This window comes from Streptacidiphilus carbonis, assembly GCF_000787775.1.
GTDB classification, from domain to species: domain Bacteria; phylum Actinomycetota; class Actinomycetes; order Streptomycetales; family Streptomycetaceae; genus Streptacidiphilus; species Streptacidiphilus carbonis.
The window spans coordinates 18736-39565 of record NZ_BBPM01000031.1 but is presented as its reverse complement, the minus strand read 5'-3'; the positions used below and the strand labels follow the sequence as shown (position 1 = coordinate 39565).

Sequence of the window (20830 nt, the reverse complement as noted above, 5' to 3'; positions counted from 1 at the left end):
GAACTGCTGTGGTCAGTGGACACGGAAAGAAGCAGCGCGCCAAGCAGCGCGCCCGGCGTACCGGAACCGGACACGCCGCGGCGGTCACCAGGACCGCCCACGAACACACCCCCCTGCCGGATATGAGCCATCTGTCCCTGCTTCCCCACGGCGGCGGGCAGCCGCTCGACCTCGACCTTGCCGCCCGGCTCGTTGCCGCAGCCCGTTCCGGCTGCCAGCCGTGCCAGAAGTCGATGACGCCGGTGCTGCGGCAGCACCGTCCGACACTCGCCGCTCTGGCCGGCGCCATCTACGGCACGCTTCCGGCGGGGTGGATCGCCTCCGCCGCGACACGGGACTGGGCTCCTCTGGCCCGGGCCGAGAAGGACAGCGGCGGGAGCCGGGCGGCGCTGGCTGCGGTCGAGGCGATGACCGAGGAGCAGGCGGCCGACCTCCTGGAAGACGCGCTCGACCACTGGGCCGCCGGGGAGGCCGGGCCGGACCTGTTCCAGGTCATCGACCTGGCCCTGCCGAAGGACCCCGACGGCGTGGCGCGGTACGCCGTGCTGCTGGGCCGCACGGTGCTGCCGGACGGGCGCGCGTTCCCCATGCTGAGCTTGGAGTGCGAGACGGCCGGGGCCGGGTTCGAGGACCTGCGCCGCCGCACCGACTGGCAGGACTGGAACGGGCGCCAGATGCCGAAGCTGGACACCACCTGGTGCGTACGGACCGACATCGCCACCCGGTCGCTGCAATGCCTGGTCCAGGTCGACGCCGAGGGCTGGGACGTCGAGCCGCACCTGTGGGACGCGAGCGAGACCATCGCGCTGCCCGAGCACTGGTGGGACCTGCTCGACCGCTCCCAGCACATCCTGGTGGCGGGCCCGCTCAAGGACGCCGCGGACGAGAGCGCACTGTCCTGGGCATCGGACTCCGGCGAGCTGCTGGCCGTCGTCGCCCGGGTCTCCTTCACCTGAACCACCGCTGACGTTCAGCCAAGGACACGACCCCGGTGCCGTCCGGCGCGAACGCACCTGAACCACGGCGGCGCTGCCCGCGCCGGTCGGTGCCGGGGCAGCGGGGGTCTGGGGGCCGGCGAAGGCCCCCAGCACCCACGGTGCCCAGCCCCATGACTCTTTGACGAGCAGACAAGGACGATCCCTTGACTCACCAGGACGAGGTGAACCTCGCGCAGATCGCCGACATGGCCGCAGTCACCCGCGCGGCCGTCGTCAACTGGCGTCGCCTCCACGGCGGACTCGACGCCACCGGCGGCACCGACCAGAGCCCCCGATTCCCCCGCGCGACCGCCGAGCAGTGGCTCCGCGACCTGGGCAAGCTCCCCGCCCCCGCACCGGAGCGGTTGCCCGCCACGGTGGCCTTCACCGCAGGCCCGACGATCACGGTGTACGGCGCCGAGCTCCACCGCCCCGCGCTGGCGTACAGCGGCGGCAGTGCCTACGAGGAGTTCAACGGCCACATCGACCCCGGCCAGCACGATGTCCCGTGGCCCACCGCCTCGGTGCGGATCGAGCAGCCCGGCAACGGGGCGTACGAGGCAACGGACGCCCGTGTCGACATCAGCAGCTACGGGGGGCACTACGACTTCCTCAAGCTCGTCTGGCCGGCAGGCCGGGGCCGGGCCCTTCCCGAGACGACCGAAACGACGGAGGTACAGGCATGACGGACACCATGATCGAGACGCAGACCACCGAGGTGACCACCCCGCAGGAACCGCCCTTGCCCGAGGCCCTGGGCGCCCGGCGGATCGCGGCGCTGCTGGCCGAGCGCCGCGAGCTTCCGGTGAGCAGTGACGACGTCCAGCGGCTGGTCACCGACGGGCACCTGGTGGCAGTGGACGAGTACAAGGGCTGGCCGATGTACTCCACCGCCGACGCCCTGGCCATCGACGCCGTGCTGCTGGAGGGCATCGTCGCGGAGCGCCGGGCCTGGTTGGCGGCGAGCCTGACGCGCGACGAGGCAGCAGCTCGGATCGGCTGGCATTGGCGAGACATCGCCCGGATGGGCAGCGAGGGCCGGATCACCTTCGGTGCACAGGACCGCTACCTGACCGAGGACGTGGACCGCTTGGCTGCCGAAGCCGAGGGCGAGCAGTACATCACCGCGCAGGCTGCTGCGGACGTGCTGGAGATCAGGCCTGCCGACTGGAAATACGTGGAAGCGGCCGGTTGGGCAACTCCGGCGGACTCCTACGAGCAGCCGGTGGGCCGCTACCGCACCGTTTCCGTCGCCCTGTTCCGCCTCGGTGACGTCCAGGCCCTGCGGGACCTGCCCGGGGTGGACTGGGAGCAGGTGCGCGGGTGCCCCAAGGGCAAGGTGTCCCCGCTACGCGAGTACGCCCGGGTCGCCCCGAGCCGCGCCGCCGTCGTCAAGGCCTGGTGCCAGGAACTGGCCGACCGGCACCAGGTGACGGTGTGGGCGTGGAACTCCCCCTACACCGGTGGCTGGGAGGTCGATTGGGAACGGGTCGACGGCGGCCCGACCAAGAAGCAGGTCGGCGAGGAGCTCGCGCAGGACCCCGCCGTCGCCAGCTACGCGAACGAGATCGTGCTGTCCCCGGCGTGGGGACGGATCACCCGGCGGGCGCGGCAACTGCTGGAGCCGGACGTGTCCGTAATCCTGGACACAGAAACGACTTCGCTCTCCGGACAGACGATCGAGATCGCGATCATTGACGCGGCCACCGGGAAGAAGCGCCTGGACACGCTGGTGAAGCCCACCGAGAGGATCAGCCAGGGCGCGTTCTGGGTCCATGGGATCAGCGACGCCGACGTGGCCGACGCGAAGCCGTGGCAGGCCGTGCTGCCCCGGGTCCGCAAGTACACGAAGGACCGGATCATCTGCGCCTACAACAGCTCCTTCGACCAGGGAATCGTCCTTGGGGACACCCGGCGCGCCGGGAAGAAGCCGCTGCACCTGGCACCGGACGAGAACTGGTTCTGCCTCATGAACGCCTACGCCACCTGGCTCGGCTCCAGTCGCTGGGTTGCTCTCGGTGGCCGGCACCGCGCGCTCGGGGACTGCCACAGTGCCCGCCAGGTGCTCCAGGAGATGGCGAAGGGCCGCGGCACCGAGTTCACTCCCCGGCCGACCGCGGGCGGCTCCGTGCCCGAGTGCGCCGAGGCCACGGCAGCAGTCGGCGGCTGACGCCCTATGGGGAGACGGCCGGTAGCCTGACTGCTGAGAAGCAGCGGGTGCACCACGCGGATGCCGAGTTGGACGGACTGATCCCCGAGGTGAGCTTCCAGCTCGGAGGGGCGTTCGCCTCGCTGGGCACGGCAGCGCAGACGCTCGAAGCTGCGGCGGCCGAAGCAGCCCTGGCAAGACGCCACCCGTGCGGATCTCCGCAGCGGGATTGAGCGCAGAGCATCTGAACGATCGCAAGGAGCCACGATGTCGAAGCTGTCCGTTGAGTGCACCGAGTGCGCGGCCGCGGCCCTGGTCCCGGAAGGCGGTGACCACCGGCCGTTGTGGGCTGCCGGGTGGCGGTGGATCGGCTCGGTCGGCCTGTTCTCCTGTCCGGCCTGCCCGCCGGTCGTGGTCGAGCGTGACGGCAGGCACCTGCGCGGCCCGGGCCAGCGGGCCGCCACCGTGTGACGTCCCCTGCTCGTGTTGCTGCCGCCAGCAGCGCTTGCCCGATCTCAGCGATCGTCAGGGCGTGTCGACGAGCAGGGACAACGTCACGCCGAGCTGGTGCTCCGGCTCGGTGTGCGCGAGACCGTCCGCGCCCAGGAACAAGTAGTAGTACCGCGTCGTCAAGGGCCGCGGCGTTGAGGACCCGCCCTTGGCGACGCCGCTCAGGGCGCCGGCGGAGTAGATGTGGGGCAGCCAGGTCGGGCCAAGGATCGTTTCCACCCAGGCCCGGGCTTCCTGCGGGTCCACTGCCAGCCGAGTCCCGAGCTGCTTGTTCCGGGCGGCGACGGACAACGTCAGCACGCTCCCTTCGCGGCCCGGCTGTTCCAGGAGCAGGGCCTGGTCGATGATGTCCCCGGCGATGGTGAGCACGGCATGCCGGTCAGTCACCGAGCGCACCGGGCCGAACCGGGACGGCACCGCCATTCCCCCCGCCTGCAACTGCTCCAGCACGGCGGGGGCCAGGACGGAGGCCAAGCCGCTACCGGTCGGCTCTGCGGCGAACAGGCTCCGACGAAAGCGCCTCAGCTCGGTCTCCTGCTTGCCCAGCACATTGCGAATATCAACACTCATGCCACTAACGTTACAAGCCGCCCATCAGTGCATTGATCGGCCTATTGCTCCTCACCGGGTGCCAATCGAGAGCTGCACTGGCTGGCCCCGCGAGTGGGTGACCATCCGGGCCCGGAGCCGTTGAGCAGGCCATGAGACTCCGCCTCGCTGCCGTTCTGACCGCCTCAGCTGCCGCCGTCGGGGTGATGGCAGCACCGGCGTCCGCCCACGACCCGCAGGGTATTCGGCTGGACGTCAGCACTGGCGACGGCCAGGTCGCCGGGTACGCGGATCTGACGGTCACCGCTGAGCGCGGCGGCTACCGGATTCGGGGCACCGTCACCGACGCCTACCAGTCGCACGGGTGCGTGACGCTGAAGGCCGTCGAGATGCACTGGGGGATGGACTTCGGCGGCAACACCGTCGCCAAGGCGTGCTCCCCCGGGCATTCCGTCAACGTGGACAGCGCCAGCGGGCATCACTACGTAGTTCTACAGGTAGATGAACCGCATACCGTGGACTTCGAAAGTAAGATCGTCAAGCTGGCTGGCTAGCCCTTCGGCGGCCGGACGGTGGTCACCGTGATCACCGGCGGTTCTGTGGCGGGGCTGACCATGTAGGTCACCGCCAGGATGTTCGCCAGCAGCGCCGTCCGGTCGTCCTCAGCCTCACCGGTCCGCGCCAGCGAAAGCGCCCCGTACGGATCGCCCGCCAGCTCTTCGAGCGCGGTCAGCAGGTCGCCGAGCACCGTCCCGGCGAGCAGGGCCGCCAGCGCTTCCCGGTTCAGGACCCCGGCGGGGATACCGGCCAGCCGTTCAGCGCCGTCCAGCAGCCGCATCTGCGCGCGGGCCGCGTCAGTGAACACCACCCGGTACCGCGGACCGGTCACCGCAGCTCTGCCAGCGCGGGGAACACATCGCCCAAGTCGTGCACGGTCAGTCCGCCGCTGCGGACCGCCGCGGCGGCCACCGTCGCCTCCGGGTCACCGGCCGTCTGCGCGACCGCTGCCCACTGCCCGACCAGCGCGAACAGCTCTGCGGGCTCGGCTGCGTCAAGAGCGGCCTGGAACGGGGCCCGCAGCGCGGGCGGCAGCGCCTTGCGGACGGCTCCGACCGTGCGCGGACGCTCGACCGGCCCGGCCGGGTACTCGTGCGGCTGTGCGGTCATCGACGCCTCCGGGGTGCTACAGGTCTGCGACTACCCTACGCGCGCGCCCACGGCCCCGTCAGCAGGTCTCCCACGCCGCCCGGCCGGTCAACCACCCGCCTGGTGGCACAGTGCGATGACGGCGGCGGGGAGATAGCCGGACGCCTGCCCCATGGCGCAGGCGGCGCCCACCCGCAGGGGCTGAGGCGACGCCGAGTGCGCGTGCCGGGTCGGTCGCGCAGGTCGAGGTGAGGAGGAAGGGCGCCGGCGGGCCGGTTGCACGCTCGCCCTGCGCGGGGCCTGGCCCCGGGTGGGCCCGACACCGGATTGCGGAACAGGGGCGTACGACTGCACCTCCTCAACGCGCGGCGACGGCACCGGCGCAGGCGGCGACGGCACTGGTGACGATGGCATTGGCGCCGGCGTGCGGGACGAGGGTGCCGGTGACGGCGCTGCTGGCGTGGACGGGTAGCCGAGTAGCTGGATGACAGAGACCGCTCCGGCCGACGTCGCGCGCGGGCGAGCCGTCGGCGCAGTCTCGGGCCCCAGGTCGATGGCGCCGCCGACCAGCAGGGCCGTGGCCAGAAGCGTGACCGCCACGCTGCGGCGCGGCGCTCTCGCGGTGAGATTCGTGGCAACGCCTGCTGCGGCCACGGTCGTGGATGCGCTCACCTGCCGCAGTAGCTTCTCGGCGCGAGCGAGGGCTGGACCCCTGCGGCTGCTGCTGGCCAGCGCCTCGCAGATTTCGGCATTGCTGGTCGCCGGGCCGGCGGCGGCCGCGCTGCTTCGGGCCCATCCGCCCGCGGCCTGCCGGTAGAGCCGGGCCGCCAGGAGGTGATCGCCTGCCAAGTGGGCGAGGTAGGCGCAGATCTCGTCCGCGTCGAGCACCTGGTCGTCCTCAGCAGCAAGGGTCTGCATCAACCCGCATCGGAGCTCCTCGGCCAGGCGCTGGGCTTCCGCAACCTGCCCCGCTCGGGCCGCCCACACGACCAGGCGCATCTGGGGGTCCGCCGGTTCACCGGCCATGCCCGCCGGAGCCGTGACGGCGCTGGCGACCGGGGGCGGGCCCTTGAGTGATCGGATCATCTCGCCCTCCTCTCAACGTGATCAACGATCCCAGCTGGCGGGCGTCACGTGGGCAGCCACGCCCTGCGGCGCGCCGCCCCGGCAATGAATGAACTCACCTCTTAAGAGGTGAGTAATCCTCTCGGCTGCTGGGTGGTGTGCCTGACCTTCCGGACCGCAGACCGCGCGGGTTATCTGGCCAGATAGACCATTTTGCAAGGCGCCGGAGTGGAACGTGCTCCTACGGCGCTTGGCGCGACCTGTGGGCTTCTACTCCTCCAGCGGCCCCATCTCTTGGGCGGCCTCGTCCAGCGTCAGCAGATTGGCGCGCAGTCCCATGACGGCTCCGCAGAGGGCCAGGGAGTGTTCCGACGCCAGCCCGGGGGTGCCCAGCAGTGACATGGGAGTGGCGGTGAAGGCGCGGGAGAGCCAGCGGGCTCCGTCCATGATGGCGTCCAGGGCGCCGCCCTCGATCCCGGCCTCCAGTGCGGCGAGGGCGACCGGAAGCTCCTCGGTGCCGAATGGAGCGAGGTCGTCCAGCTCCCTGGCCTCCCTCAACGCTGCCAGCCCCATCCCTTCCAGTTGGTCGTGGGCCGCGACCAACCGCGCCAACTCCTCGTCCACGGTGTCCCCTTCTGGCTTGTCGGCTTGGTCAGCGCTGGTTGGGCTTGCGGGTCTGCGACTGCTCAGGGCCGCGACGGAGGTGTCCGGGCTGCTCGGCGCCCTCTGTCCGCGCCTTCTTCCCGCCCCGTTTGGCGGTGGTGGTCGACCGGCCCCGGGCGGCTGCTGTGGAGACGCCCCGGTTGGCGGGCATCGGCCGGTTCAAGGCCTCCCCCATCTTGCGCAGTGCCGGAATGTTGACCGGTTCCACCGCGCTGGCCGCAGGTCGGGTCGGGGTACCGCCGTCGCCGCGCGGGGCCCCGCTGTACTGGATGGCCGCATTCCCCAGCCGCAGCAGTGCTTCCGCGCTCGGCAGTTCCCCGCGCTCGTCTGTGGTGTGTTCCTCGGTGCGGCGAAGCCGGTCGGCCGCGCCCTGCGCCCATCCGGCCACCTTCTCGCACACCCGGATCGAGACCCGGCGGACGTAGTCGGCGACACGGCTGTCGGCCATCAGCTGGTCGAAGCGTTCACCGGCCCGTTCCCTCATGACGGTCATCAGGTGGCCGAACGCGCCCCGCACGCTCTGGATGCGCTGCCACTCCGGCAAGTCCTGGAGTGCGGGAGCGTGCTGGTCGGCGTCCCGCAGCGCCGTGTTCACCGCGGCCGCGGCCGCCGCCGGTGCCGGGTCGCGGTCGCTACCTGCCGTCTCCGGCTCGGCGGTCGTCGGCGCTGCTGCTGGAGCTTCGGGTTCGGCAGCAGCAGCCGGTACCTCCGGCGCTGGGACGGACTCGGCCGCAGGAACGGGCGACGGCTCCGGGATCGGGTGCGCCTTGGCGACGGCGTCGGCGAGCAACGCCTCCAGCCGTCGCAGGCTGTCCTCTACCGAGACGAACAGGTCCTCGCCCGTGCCCTGGTCCGCGGGAACGTGTTCGTCCCATGCCTCCTGGACGGCCGCGAAGTCGGCGACGACGTCGACCGGGCGGTCCTCCTCCTGCGGGTCGGCGGACTCCTGCGGGCCGGTCCACAGCGGCAGGTCCCCCGCAGGCTCCACACCGGCAGCAGCCGGTGCGGCGGTGGCCGGCGCGGGCTGGTCCTCGCCCGAGTCGGCAGCCGGGGCCGGGCCGGTGGCCTCCGGGGTTTCGGGTGACGCGGGGCGGGTGGTCGTGGCCATCTCGGGGTCCTCCGGTGCGTCAGGGAGCGGGGCGGGCAGGTCGGTCGTCGTCACGTCGGTGACCTGCTCCGGGCCGGGTGCGTCGGCGGGCGTGGGCAGGGCGAGCAGTTGCTCGTACGCGATAGGGGTGGCCAGTGCCAGCACCTGGTCGCGACGGGCGCGCTCCTGCCCGAAGTAGGTCCATGCCATGTGTTCGTCGTCGCTGAACGCCATCAGGGAGTCGGCGGCCTGGGCGAACATCGGCCCGAACTCCTCCAGGTCGGCGGCGGTGTTCGCCGCGAGGAGGAGGCCATCCTGCTGCGCAGCTGCTTCTGCCACCCAGACAGCGACGTCGTCCACGCTGGGCGCCATGCCGTCGCGCAGGGTGTCGCGGACCGCGACGACCAGGAGCACGCGCACGTTGGCAGCGTTCCAGGCTGGAGCCAGCGGCCCATCGGCGAGCACCGCGGCGAGCCAGGTCTCGGTCTCCTCCTGCGAGACCAGCGTCTCGGCGCGCCGGGCCGGGCGCACCAGCACGGGCACGTCGACGGTGGTGGGCAGGTCCTGCCCCGGCACGTCGGCGACGGTGATCCCGGGAAGGACGAGGGCCTGTGCGGCCTCAACGGTTTCAACTCCGAGGATCACCTGCCCATCTACGCCGCGCCGCAGCGAGAGGGAGACCAGGGGCCCGCGCACCGGTTCCGCCGCCGGAGCGGGGTCTGGAACCGGGACCAGGGCGGGGGCGGCCTCCGGCTGCGCAGCCGGAGCGGGGGCGGGCACCGAGGGCGGGGCCTGCTGTGCACGGTCCTCGCGGGCGGGTTCGACCGGCGCGGCAACGGCGGCCGCCGCTTCTCGTGCGGCAGCGGCCGCGCGGTCAGCCTGCACCGCTTCCAAGGTGGCCTGGAGGCGCCCGTGCAGGCGCGCGGTGTCGTACAGCAGGTCCAGCAGCGGGAACGCCAGGTGCTGGCGCTCATCCAGGGCGGTGTCCGCCGGCAGGGCGCTGCCCCAGGCGTTGGCCGCCTCCTGGACGGCGGTGAGGTTCGCGGTCATCTGCCCCGAGTTGTGGGTGTCGGCGACGGCCGCACCCAGCTTCCCAAGTTGCTCGCTCAGCGCCTGGAACTGCGGGTTCTGGAGGTAGTTCGGGTGCGCTCGCGCGGCCGCCAAGGTGATGCTGCGTAGGTGCTGCTCGGCGGCGGTGCGCAGGTCAAAGCGCAGCATGTCCGCTCGCGAGAGCGGCCCGCGGGCTTCGGCTGCTACCGGCGGTGCGCCGTAGGGCTCTCCGGTGAGCACCGCGAACATCACCGCTCCCTGGTGCGCCGCATCCTGCGGCGTGCTGCTGAGTTCGGTGACGTCGCTCGGCAGGCCTTCGGCCGTCATCCGGGCGAACCAGCGTCCCAGGGAGGAGCGGCGGAGGGTGGCGATGGTGGTCTCGCCGTACCGCAGCTCGCCCTCAACGGGGTCTTCGGCGTCCACGCTAGTCAGCCGGAGCTGGTAGCGGGCGTCGGCGGGAAGCGGGATCGTCTCCGTGGAGCTCCGGGGCGCGGGCGGGTCTTCGACGTTCACCGCAGACTCGGGTGCTTCCTCTGCCAGGGCTTCCGCAGGGAGGTCTTCCACGAGCGGGTCGACGGCCGGGGCGTCCGTCGTGGCGGAGGCGGGTTCCGGCTTGGCTGCCACTGCTTCCTCCTGGTTGTACTGGTCGGGGGCCTGGCCCGCGCGGGCCGGCGGGGGAACGTCGTTGGGCGCGGCGGCCTTGGCGGACGGCGCGTCAATGTCGGACCGGCCCGCTTCGGTCGCGGTATCCGGTGCGAGGGTGTCGGCCGGGAGGAAGGGGAGTTGCCCTTCCTCGGCGGTCGCGTCGGTCGCCAGCGGCTCCGGCCCGATGGTCGGCGAGTTCTCGATCCAGGCGCCGTCTTGGAAGAGATACCCGGTCTGCCGGGTCGAGGCGTGCCTCCGGACCCAGGGCATGATCTCGTCCGGGTCCTGGAACCGGCGCAGGCGCTTGGGGGTGATGCCCGGCGACTGATCGTTCAGCGAGACGGCGTACTGCGTACGCCGGTACTCGATCGAGGGAAGGAACATCAGGTAGCTGATGCCGCCTGGGAGGGTGATCTCGTATCGGCCGTCGAACTGACCCGTGTAGGTGATCTCCTCGCCCTCGGCCAGGCCCCACCCGTTGCTCTCGCCAGCCGACGCGCTGTCGGACGCCACGGTTTCCAGCAGCGCGGCCGGCGAGTCGGGTGCCTTCGGGGCTGGGGCGGCGAAGAGCGCTTCTTCGGCCTCGGCCAGTGCGGCGAGCGGCGCGGCGGCCTGTTCCGGAGCACCGGCTTGTTCGCGCGCCCACGCCAGTGCGCCGTCCCACTGCACGTGGCGGGTGCTCGTGCCGTTGGGGGCGGTGACCTCCAGGCGGTGGCCGTCGTCGCCGGGCAGGCCCTGCTGGTAGACCATCTCTACCTGGTAGCCGGTGATGCCGATGGTGATGTCCCAGCGCGGCCCGTGCTCGAACGGCCCTGCGCTGCGGAGCGAGTCCGGGTGGTCGGAGCTGATGCTCTCGCCCTTGTTGAACGCCAGCGTGCCGACTGCGGAGTCGTAGCGGGAGAGCACCCAGGAGTCGCTGCTGTTCGGGTGGGTCTGTGCGGTGCGCCCCAGGGCCGCCCGCTCGGCCAGCTCGTAGCCGGAGCTCGTGGACACGCCTGTGCCCTGCGAGATGCCAGCCAGGTCCCGCATGACGAACCCGCGGTACCCGCTCGGAGTCTCCTGCGCGAGGCGGTACCGCTTGCCGGTGGGCTGGTGGACGTACGTCCACTCGTTGTCTGCCGTGAGGGTTCCTCCGGCGACGTCCCCCTGTGCGTAGGGACGCGGCACGATGCGGCGGCCGCCGCGCCGTGCTTCGGCAGCATCGGCCAGGCGCCGGTGCTCCTCGGGGGGCAGACCGGTGGTGAGCACGACGCAGCTCCCGCACTCGGCGGCCATGGTGCCACCGTCCTCGGTGCGGGAGGGCCACGCCCACACCAGCGTGTACCGGTCCTCGGCGGTGCCGCAGCGGTCGCACTCGCCGTGCCCGGCGTGACCGTATACACCCAGGTGCCCGTCTTCGGGGCCGCCCTCGGCGCCGGGGTGGCTGGCGGGTTCGTTCACGCTGGTGCGCCGACGGGCGGGTGCCGGCGACTCCCGTGGCTCGCCGGGGAAGAGGTCGAGCTGTCCGTCCTCCTGTGCTCCGGCTCTGTCGGGCGTCGGGGCGGTGGGACCGGCGCCGGCAGTCGCCGTGAGAGCGGGGTCCGGCGCCGGGGTGACCGGCTCGGGGCTCAGGCTCTCTTCGGGGCGCGCGTCTTCCAGGACGGTATCGTCCTCGCGCGGCTCCGGCCCAGGACCGGCTGCGGCCGCCTCCGCAGCGGCGGGCTCGTCCTGCGGTTCGACAGCTCCCTGCTGCTGCTGTTCCTCGGCGGCGGCCCCGGGGGCACTCTCGTCCGGGGCGGGCGCGGGTTCGAGCGGCTGGTCGACCGCAGGTGCCTCCGCCTCCGTCTCCAGGGCTGGCGCGGGCACCTGGTCGGCTGTTGCGGCCTGTTCCGCGGCCAGGACCGCGAGGGTGGCCTGCGAGCGGGCGGCGAGCAGGTGCGCGGCCGTGTACACGTCCTGGAGCGGGTCGAGAAGGTCTGTGTCCACGACGGGTTCCAGCGCCTGGCACCAGGCGGCGACGCCGTGGATGCGCCGGACGATCTCCTCCGGGCCCCCGGGCACGGGCTCGCGCAACGCCGACAGCGCCCGCAGGTAGGCGCCTTGCAGTTCGGCGACGGGGTTGTCCGGGTCGCCGAAGCCGTTGGGGCGCGCGTCGTTGTCCTGCTGGAGGTAGGCCACGACTGTGGGGTGCTGGCTCCAGCGCTCGTAGGCGCTCTCCAGCCGCTCCACGTCCCGCAGGTCGTCCTGGTCGGTGAAGGGAGCGGCGTCGAAGAACTGCGGCACCTCGTCCAGCTCCGGCACCACCACGTTCAGCTCGGGCAGGCGCGCAGGCTGCTCGGGAGGCAGTTGCCGGTCCTGCCGGGAGGTGTACACCGTGACCGTGCGTCCGGCCGCCGCGAGGACGCGCACGGCAGTGTCGACGCGTTCCTTGCGGGTCGGCTCCTTCCAGGTGCGGGGCAGGTACCAGCCGCCCGCCTTGCGGGAGTCCTTGAAGCCGCCTCCGGTCCACATGGCCGCCCGGACGGTGTCGTCCTCCGGCCGCACGCCGAAGACGAGGGTGTCGGAGCCGTTGTGCAAGATCCAGACCGGGTCGCGGCCCTGGTCATCCAGCGGCGGCCGGTGGGCCCGGTCGCCGTAGACGACCGCGTGGTGGTTGGCCATGCGCCTGGCGATGGTGGCGCCGTCCTCGGTACCGCGGACCATATCGCCGCGCACATCTCCCTCGTACCGGTACTTGCTGTAGCTCCACCTCGCGGCGCCGACCTGCTCGCCCGGCTCCAGGTAGAGCAGGACCGTGCGGCCTTCCTCGGTGTAGTGGTAGCCCTCGGCGCCCGGGACGGGCTTGGCACCCTCGGGAAGCTGCTGCGGGGACTCCTGCGGTGCGCTCTCTTCGGCCGGGGTGTCCTCGGTGGGGTCCGTGGTCCTCTCGGGCGCGGCCGGCGGGGCGAAGCGGGCGCGTGCTTCGGCGAGCTGCTCGTCGGTGGGCGGGGTGGTCTCGCGCAGTGCTTCGGCCAGAGCGTCCAGTGCGAAGGTCGCGAACTCGTTGTGCTCGTAGAACCGGATGTGGATCTCATTGTCCAGGGCGCCGTAGCGCCACGTGGGCGGACTCATCGAGCGGTTGACGGTGTCGTACGCGACGGCGGCGTCGATCCAAGCCGGAAGTTCCTCCCACGAGATCGTGGTGGAGACCCCGCCCTGTTCGACGGTCAGCCCGTCCGCGCGGGCCGACAGGCTCACATCCCCATCGCCGCGCATGCCGGGCGGCAGCTCGCTGCTGGTGGAGGCGTAGAAGGCCGCCGTGGGCCTCTGCTTCTGCTCGGCGATCCATTCCCGGACGCTGTCGGTGGGAGCGGCGCCGGGCTCCGAGCCGACCGGCTGGGCGTCGACCACGACAGCACTGACCAGTGCGCGGACCTGGCTCTCGCTGAGCACCGCCGTGATGGCCCACCCTGCGGACTGGTGGGTGCGGGCGGGCTGCGGGCCGATATGACCGATCATCACCCGGTCGCCGAAGGCCCCGATCAGGCCCCCCAAGGGCGTCGGCTCGGAGGAGCTGGCCGACGGGCCACTCGGTGCCGCCGCCGTAGTGGGCGCTGGCTGGCCGTCGGGGGCCCGCTGTGCCGCCGGGGCATCGAGGGTGGACTCCCCCGGCGCGGACGGCGAGTCCGCGGCAGGGGCCGCGGGCCCTTCCTGTGTGGGGGCGGAGTCGGGACTCGGCTGTGTCTGCGCAGGGGCCTGCTGTGCCTGGGTGTACGGGCTGTCCTGCGCGGTGGGCGGCGTGGCGGTGCGCTCCGGCAGCGGGGGGAGGTCGATGACGGTGCCGGGCGGGGCGGTGAGGATCGCGTCCAGGTCGACGCTGCCGACCGCCCCTCCGGTGAAGGTCAGCCGGTTCGTCAGGGTGATCGCGACGTCCTGGAGTTGCGTCGAGGCCTCCAGGCGCGGCAGCCCGACGTGGTACATGACCCAGCCGTCGACGCCGTGCCCGTTGGGGTAGATCCCTGCGAGCCGGTCTGCCATGGAGCCCATGCGGGCGACCAGGTCGTGCAGCGGGTTGCCGGGATCGTAGGCGTAGCCGTATCCGGGGCGGGTGACGTAGTCGGCGGCCGCGGCCGTGCCGGTCAGGCGGTGCCGCTGGAAGAGGGGTTCGTAGTACCGCAGGATCGCGGCGATCTCGGCCATCTCTGGTGCGGGCGGCGCATCAGACATCGTCGGTTCGGCCGTGCCCGGTGCGTCGACCCGGCGGGCCCCGCCGATGACCTGGCCCCCGTTGAGGACGACGGCGGTGCCACCGAGCATCCCGGCCGTGGCGGCGGCGTCGTGCATCGCCATGTCCGCTTCGGTCATCTCCGCGCCGGCGGCGCCGGGTTCGAACTGCGGGCCGCTGCCGCCCTCGTTGCCAGAAGCCACCGCGCTGTCCGCGATCCGCGCCTCCAGGGAGGCCTTGCGCTCGCGGACGGCCTCCAGCTGGTCGCGCTTCTCGAAGGGGCGCCCGATGTGGGACCGGGTGTCCTCCAGCGCGGCCTGCTGCTTGATGACCTGCTGCTCGATCTCGACGGGGGCGGTCACTGCCGCGTCGGCGGCCTCGCCCAGCGCCTTGACGATGCGCCAGGCCTGCCCCTTTCCGAGCCAGGGCAGGTTCACCCGGACGTCGACCTGGTGGCCACCGGCGACCAGGTGCGCCCATGCCTCGTAGGCCACCGCGCCGAACTGGCGTTGCCGGTGCCAGGTCAGGCCGACGTTCAGGCCTCGCCACAGGTAGCCCGCGTCCAGGTCCAGGGTGGGCTTGGAGCCCTGCACGGTCTGCGCGAGCACACTGGGGACGTCGTCGGGGTCGATGAGACGGCCGTCGGCCGTGCGCCAGGTGTCGTCCTCGCCAGCGGCGATCACCGCGTCGGCCATGGCACGGATGCCGGGCAGGGTGCTCTGTGCCTCGCTGATCTGCTCGGAGAGGACTTCCACCTTGCGCTTCATGCGGGCCTGCGCCTGGCGGTGGCCGTCGGCCTCGTTGAGTAGCACGGTCAGCTCGCCGTTGGCGTCGGCCAGCTCCATCAGCATGGGGTTGCCCGCGATGATGGCCTTCGCCTGCCCGAAGCCCGCGCCGACGGGGTCGATCTCCTGGATGACACGGCCGACCTTGCGGCCGGACATGATCTGCACGATGGGGCGCTGCTTGCGCTCCAGCTGCTGGAACATGTAGCTGTCGAAGCTGTTGAGCGCGAGGTAGCGCAGGAACTCGACTTCCATGTCGAGGTTGATGAGCAGGTTACCGGGGCGGTCCAGCCGTCCTTCGCGCTGCTCCCATTCGGCGGGCTTGTGCGGCGGGTCAGCGTGGTGCAGCGCCACGCCGCGGGTCTGGACGTTGACGCCCGTGCCACCAGTCTCGGAGGACATGAACAGCACGGAGACCTTGCCCGCGCGGGCGTCGGTGAACAGCTGCTCTTTGGCGAGGTCGCTCTTGTAGTCGTGGATGAAGCGGATGCGCTCACGGGGGATGCCGGGGAGCCCTTCCTGCGGCAGTCCCTCGATCAGCCCCCGGCGGACCTTGCCGTAGACCTGGGTGCCGCGTTCCTTGCTCGGGGTTCCCAGGTCGCAGAAGATCAGCTGCAAGCCGCCGGAGACGTCGTCCGGGTCGCCGGGGAGCTTCAAGTCCTTGGTGCGCTCGTGGATCTGGAGCACGTTCTTGATGATGGCTCCGGCCTTGCCGGGGCCATCCGGCTCCATGCCGACAAGTTCAAGGTCGATCGCTGCTTTGCGGCCGTCCGTGATGATGTTGAGCATGTTGTCTTCGTAGGGCTTGACCTTGCCGCTCTGGATCAGGTCGATGCGGTCCGAGATCGAGCCGACGTACTGGATCAGGTTCGGGGTGGCCTCGATCTCCACGAAGCGGTCCACCCGCCTGGGGCGCTTGATCTTGAACTCTTCGCGGGGCCGCAGCTCTGCGACCTGGGCGAACATCGCCAGGGCCTCGTCCGCGTTGGTGTACTCCACCGGGCGCCGCTTGAGGCGGAAGCTGACGCCGTCGACCCCGACCTCCGGCCGGGACTCGAACTGGATGAAGTTGGCGGCCCAGGCGTCCGGGCTGCCCATCCCCATCTTCTCCAGCCGCTTGGGCATCGTGTAGTGCTTGAAGACGTACATCTCGCGGACGCTGTTGCTGATGAATGTGCCGCTGTAGAGGGCGGTGACGTTGTCCCGGCCGGTGCGCTCGCGGGTGACGATGAGCTTCAGGTCCAGGTCGGTGGCCCGCTTGGAGGGCTTGCCGAGCGACATGCCTTCCGTGGTGGCCGGCAGGGCGAGGTTCTTGAACAGGTGCGCCTCGTCCACCTGGAGGAAGTCAACGCCCAGGTTCTCGAAGGTGACGCCGGCGTCGGTGGAGTTGGACCGCAGGTCGGCGGCGCGGGCATCGAACCGGTCGACCATCTTGGCGATCTCTTTGATGCGCCGCTGGTTGCCGTCGTCGCCGTCGATCGCGCTCAGCGCCACGCGGTACTCGTTGGCCAGCTCCTCCAGGTACGTCGCCTCGGTGACCGGGTGCACCCCCAGGCGGCCGAAGGCGTTGTGCGTCATGACGATCGCGTCCCAGTCGCCGGTGGCGCACCGGGCCGCGAACAGCATCCGCGAGCGGGCGTCGGCGAGGTCCTTCTTGCCCGCCATCAGGATCTTGGCGTTCGGGAACAGCTTCTTGCCGTCCCGGGAGATCTGTTCCAGCAGATGGTTCGGGACCACGATCATGGGCTTGTTGACCAGGCCGAGCTGCTTGAGCTTGAGCGCCGTCATGAACATGGTGGCGGTCTTGCCCGCGCCGACCGGGTACGGGCACAGCGAGCCCTCTTCCGCGCTCAGCACGCGCTGGACGAAGTCCCACTGGTGCTCGTACGGCGTGAACTCCGGGTCCATGCCGTCCACCGTCAGGTGGGAGCCGTCGTGCTTGGGCAGCACCGTGGAGTTGAAGATCCGGTTGTAGTCCGCGGCCAGGCGGTCCGCCCGGTCCGGGTCCTCCCACACCCAGCTCGCGAAGCGGCGCGTCAGCGCCGTCATCTTCGACTCCGCGAGCATCGTCTCCTTGTCGTTGCGTACCCGCTGCGATCCGCCGCCCGCCAGGCGGTAGGTGTCGTAGACCTTCGGGGCCTGCCCGTTCAGCGCGAGGTCGAGCAGCTCGAAGGCGCTGACCCGGGCGGTCCCCCACTCGCTGGTCGCGGCCTCCGTGGTCATCATCGGCATGTCGACGCTCCACGTCGACGTCTTGGCCACGTACAGGATCTCGACCCTCACGCCGAGCAGCTCCTGGGCGAAGGCGGCGACGTCCTCCACCGGAATCCACGGGACGCCGAGCTTGGCCTTGATGTCCTCCGGCGGCAGCGGTTCGGGCTGCACCTGGCGCAGGGCGTCGACGTGCCGCTGGAGGTCGTCGCGGCCCTGCGACAGCAGGAACTCCACGCGCTCCAGCTTGTCCACCACCGGCCCGGACAGGTACGTGCCCCGGGGCAGCAGGTCGGCGGTGTCCGGGTCGGGGAAGACCAGTTCCCCGAGCGCGGCCTGCACCTGGTCCTCTTCGATCCCCAGGAGCTGGGCGATGGTGGGGACGTCGACCGTGTTCTTGAAGTTCAGGCACAGCGACAGCGCCTCTTCCGGCGTCTGCGCGGAGGTAGGCCGCTCGATGCGCCGGTTGACCCTGCGCAGCAGCAGGGATGCCTTCTCCGCTGTCTGCGTTTCGTCGTCGAAGTTCTCCAGGGCCAGGACGGAGACGACGTCCGGGTCTCGGCGGAAGCCGCCCAGGCGCGGGTAGCGGCGGCTGACCGCCTGCTCCCCGGTCTCCTCATCGACCTGCCCCTCAGCCAGGGTGAAGCGGTTGATCGGGCCGTGCGCCCGGGCGTAGGCGTCGTACAGCCGGTTCACCTCGGCGCGCAGCGGGTCCAGCCGCGCGTCCAGGCTGTCGTGGTCAGTCTCCGCCTCGATCAGCGCCAGGGTGGCGTCGCGCAGCGCGATGAGCTTGGGCAGCTCCTTGCCCGCGCGCGCAACCGCGACCAGCTCGCCGTCGACCACCTCATGCGGCACACCGTCCACGAGGTGGAAGGAGCCCTCCTTGCGGCCGTCCCCGCGGACCGGGAAGGGCAGGGTGTCCGCGGTGAACGGCTGCGCGCCGACCGCCACGCGCCAGTCGCGGCCCGCATCACGGGCCGCCGCGGTGATGCCGTCGAAGGACCGGCTCAGCGCGGCCGCGAGGTTCTGGCCCTCGGGGGCCTTGACCGCCAGGGTGTGCCCGTACTGCCCGGCCCGGCCCTTCTCGAACTCCCCGAGCACGTTCTCGGGGTGCGCCAGGAAGTAGTTGTTGACGTACTGGCCCGCGATCCCCGGTACGTCGCTGACGTCCATCCAGCTCTCGTCCAGCGGACCGTCGGTGTCGCGCCGGCGCACGATGAGGATGTCGGCCAGGACGCCGGTGCCACCGTCGGCGAGAGCACCGTTGGGCAGCCGGATCGCACCCAGCAGGTCGGCGTGCTGAGCGATGGCGCGGCGCGCACTGTCGTCCCCGGAGTCCATCGTGTAGCGGGACGTCAGCACGATGCCGACGCCACCGGGCCGCAGGGCCTGCACCGAGCGCCAGATGAAGTAGTTGTGGATCGAGTCGGTGACCGCCTTCGGCGCGGTCTTGTCGTGGACCTGGAAGTTGCCGTAGGGCACGTTGGCCAGGAAGGCGTCCACGCTGTTCGACTGGATTCCGGCTTCCTGGAGCCGGGCGTTGATGATCTGCGCGTCCGGGTGCAGCAGTGCGGCGATGCCCGCGGTGGTCGGGTCGCGCTCCACCCCGAACCACTCGACGTTCATCCGGTCGGGGGTGTGCCTGATGAACGTGCCAGCCCCGCACCCGGGCTCCAGGATGCGCCCGCCCCGGAAGTTCAGATCACGCAGGCCCGTCCAGCAGGCCTCCACGATCAGATCGGGGGTGTAGAAGGCGGTCGAGGTGCCCTGTTCAGCCTGGCGGTACGCGCGCGGCGACAGCAGGAGTTGCAGCTGCTCGCCGATCTCCGCCCAGGTTCCTTCGCGGCCATCCGACAGCGCCGGGGCCAGCGGGCCCCAGCCGGGCCACTGGCGCAACGCGGCGAGGTCGTCGGCGGTGGGCGTGCCCTGGTCCTCGCGCAGCCGTTGCAGGACCTCGATCGCCGTCAGGCTCGCGCGGGCCCGCCCGATCGGCCCCAGGCGGCCCTGCGGACCGGGCTCAGGGGCAGAGGCGAGGGTTTCGACGGGAGTGGACATGTCGTTCTCCAAGCTGCGGGGCCCGGCGCCGCCTCAGCGCCGACGGCCCGGCGGGCGATCGGGAAGGCAGCAGGCAGCGTCAGGCCGACGTAGCGAAGGCGGACAGGCGCGCTTCGAATGCCTCGTCATCGCTCTCGGGCAGCCGCTGCGGGCCGTCCTCCCGACTCGGCGTCAGGCCCGGGCTGGCCAGCACCATGTCGACCCAGCGGGCGACCCGGGCAGGCGCGGGCACCAGGTCCTCACCCATGAACCAGTCGCTCATACCGGCTTCGGCGGGCAGGTGCAGCATCCAGCCGTACGCCTCGTCCCATACGAGTTCAAGGTCCTGGTCCTCATCGGCGTACGGACCGCTGTCCGGAACCTCCAGCGTGACCACGGCTGTGCGCACCGCCGGCGGGCGGCCGGTCACGGCATGGCCGGTGACGGTCAGTCCGATGTCCTCGATCTGCGCGACCGCGGCCTGGACGTAGGGCTGGTGATCGGTGCGACTGTTCGTCATGCGTACTCCCCCGTTGCTCATCCAGCGGTCGGGCACCGGCCCGTACCGCACTGCCCGCACCGGACATCCCCCGGCCGACGGCAGACCTACACGATCTCTACCCCACGACCATAGCGACTCAGAAGCAACCGATTTAAGGTTCCCGGCCCCGACACGACCGTGCATCCCGTGGCCCCATACGCACCGGCGGTTATCTGGCTACATTTCCTTCATGGCGAGCATGGCGAAGATGAAGTTCCACGTGGCCGTGACCGAGGAGGCATTGACGGCGCTCAACGCGTACCGCAGGGCCGAGCAGGTACGGGAGACAGAGTGGGTCACCGAACGACGGCGGGAGCTCCTCGTCCCCGGAATGCCCCGGCGCGCGGCCGCCGCTGTCCGCCGCAACGTCCGGGCCGAGGTTGCGCGGAAGCGGCACACCGGTGAGTTCGCTGGCACCCGGGACGACATCGTCGCCCGCGCGGTACTCGAGGAGCTGCGAGCCCGCAGCCTGGACCGCAAGTGGCCGAACCCGCCAGCAGGGGCACTTGAAGGGCCGGGCCGCCCGTGGGGCACTCCCCCAAGCACACCCATGGGCGAAGGCGGCTACACCCACCGGGTGACCGTGAACTTGCCCCACACTCTCGGCGACACCGTCCGCCGCGCCGTGTACTGGACCAGCCAAGCCGCCGTCGAAGCCCTCCAAGAGTGGGCCGACCGCTGGGGCGACGGCGCCGACGTGGCACTACTGGAAGCCGACCGCAATGGCATCCCCGCCGAACTCGCCCTGCTGACCGCCGCCGGCAGGCCCTCCGCACCGCAGACCGCCCTGGAGATCCGCGACCACCTTCGAGCACAGATCCTCACCACAGGGGACTTGATCCGCGCCTCCATCGAGCGCGCCACGGGGCCGGGTCAACCTGAAATCCCTGGTGAGGCCTGAGAGTAGAAACAATTGTTTCCAAAACGTTCGATTCCTCTCGAACAGCCGCGCTCATTTCCAACGGCCACGATGCGCGCTCCCACCTGGAATCATCTGGCAAGCTATGGCAGTCCGAGTAGCCGCATCGCGCGGTGAAATCACGGAAGGTCTCGGAAATGAGTACATCTCCAACCCTCGAAGCGGCCATCGCCACAGCCGCCGATGCTGGCACCAAAACGGCGAAAGTGATCCTCGTCATCCAGCAGAAGGGCGGCGCAGGCAAGTCCACCATCGCCGTCAATACGGCCGCATGCGCGGGTAGGTCCGCAGTGACGTCCAGTGCAGACGAGTCCGC

At 71.2% G+C, this 20830-nt stretch carries 13 protein-coding genes; 6 read left to right on the top strand and 7 right to left on the bottom strand.

Features of this window, described 5'->3' with window-relative positions:
• Positions 1–8 precede the first annotated feature (8 nt).
• The 4 genes from TR46_RS23000 to TR46_RS22985 all read left to right on the top strand — a co-directional run bounded on the left by TR46_RS23000 (position 9) and on the right by TR46_RS22985 (position 3597).
• Positions 9–956, top strand: coding sequence for a hypothetical protein (locus TR46_RS23000; protein WP_084718855.1), 948 nt, complete (start codon positions 9–11; stop codon positions 954–956).
• Between the two features lie 185 nt (positions 957–1141).
• Positions 1142–1663, top strand: a complete 522-nt coding sequence (locus TR46_RS22995; protein WP_042404433.1) for a hypothetical protein — start codon at positions 1142–1144, stop codon at positions 1661–1663.
• The gene (locus TR46_RS38205) at positions 1660–3147 is read left to right on the top strand and encodes a 3'-5' exonuclease (protein WP_052433027.1); all 1488 of its coding nucleotides are present in this window, start codon (positions 1660–1662) and stop codon (positions 3145–3147) included. Before TR46_RS22995 ends, TR46_RS38205 begins: the two co-directional genes overlap by 4 nt.
• A gap of 246 nt (positions 3148–3393) precedes the next feature.
• Positions 3394–3597 carry a hypothetical protein gene (locus TR46_RS22985; protein WP_042404431.1) on the top strand — a complete coding sequence of 68 codons (204 nt, stop codon included), beginning with the start codon at positions 3394–3396 and terminating at the stop codon, positions 3595–3597.
• A 54-nt stretch (positions 3598–3651) separates the two neighbouring features.
• On the opposite strand, the gene TR46_RS22980 is transcribed toward TR46_RS22985, so the two are convergent.
• Positions 3652–4185, bottom strand: a complete 534-nt coding sequence (locus TR46_RS22980; protein WP_236655448.1) for a hypothetical protein — start codon at positions 4183–4185, stop codon at positions 3652–3654.
• A gap of 152 nt (positions 4186–4337) precedes the next feature.
• Here TR46_RS22980 and TR46_RS22975 point away from each other — a divergent pair, with 152 nt between their 5' ends.
• A complete protein-coding gene (locus tag TR46_RS22975; RefSeq protein ID WP_042404426.1) occupies positions 4338–4739 on the top strand; it encodes a hypothetical protein in 402 nt (133 codons plus the stop codon).
• On the opposite strand, the gene TR46_RS22970 is transcribed toward TR46_RS22975, so the two are convergent.
• From TR46_RS22970 to TR46_RS22945, 6 genes are all read right to left on the bottom strand, one after another.
• Complete coding sequence (locus tag TR46_RS22970; protein ID WP_042404425.1) at positions 4736–5074, bottom strand: hypothetical protein; 339 nt, start codon at positions 5072–5074, stop codon at positions 4736–4738. The genes TR46_RS22975 and TR46_RS22970 overlap by 4 nt on opposite strands.
• Complete coding sequence (locus TR46_RS22965) at positions 5071–5352, bottom strand: hypothetical protein (protein ID WP_042404424.1); 282 nt, start codon at positions 5350–5352, stop codon at positions 5071–5073. The genes TR46_RS22970 and TR46_RS22965 overlap by 4 nt, the downstream gene beginning before the upstream one ends.
• Positions 5353–5439: 87 nt before the next feature.
• Positions 5440–6417, bottom strand: a complete 978-nt coding sequence (locus TR46_RS41285) for a hypothetical protein (protein ID WP_042404422.1) — start codon at positions 6415–6417, stop codon at positions 5440–5442.
• A 249-nt stretch (positions 6418–6666) separates the two neighbouring features.
• Positions 6667–7020 (bottom strand): hypothetical protein, encoded by a 354-nt coding sequence (locus TR46_RS22955; RefSeq protein ID WP_152626622.1) that lies wholly within the window; start codon positions 7018–7020, stop codon positions 6667–6669.
• A 28-nt stretch (positions 7021–7048) separates the two neighbouring features.
• Positions 7049–19075, bottom strand: coding sequence for a helicase-like domain-containing protein (locus TR46_RS22950; RefSeq protein WP_042404418.1), 12027 nt, complete (start codon positions 19073–19075; stop codon positions 7049–7051).
• 79 nt (positions 19076–19154) lie between these two features.
• The gene (locus TR46_RS22945; RefSeq protein WP_042404416.1) at positions 19155–19574 is read right to left on the bottom strand and encodes a DUF6292 family protein; all 420 of its coding nucleotides are present in this window, start codon (positions 19572–19574) and stop codon (positions 19155–19157) included.
• 211 nt (positions 19575–19785) lie between these two features.
• Between TR46_RS22945 and TR46_RS22940 the strand changes: the two genes are divergently transcribed.
• Complete coding sequence (locus TR46_RS22940) at positions 19786–20496, top strand: hypothetical protein (protein WP_042404414.1); 711 nt, start codon at positions 19786–19788, stop codon at positions 20494–20496.
• The last annotated feature ends 334 nt before the right edge of the window (positions 20497–20830 follow it).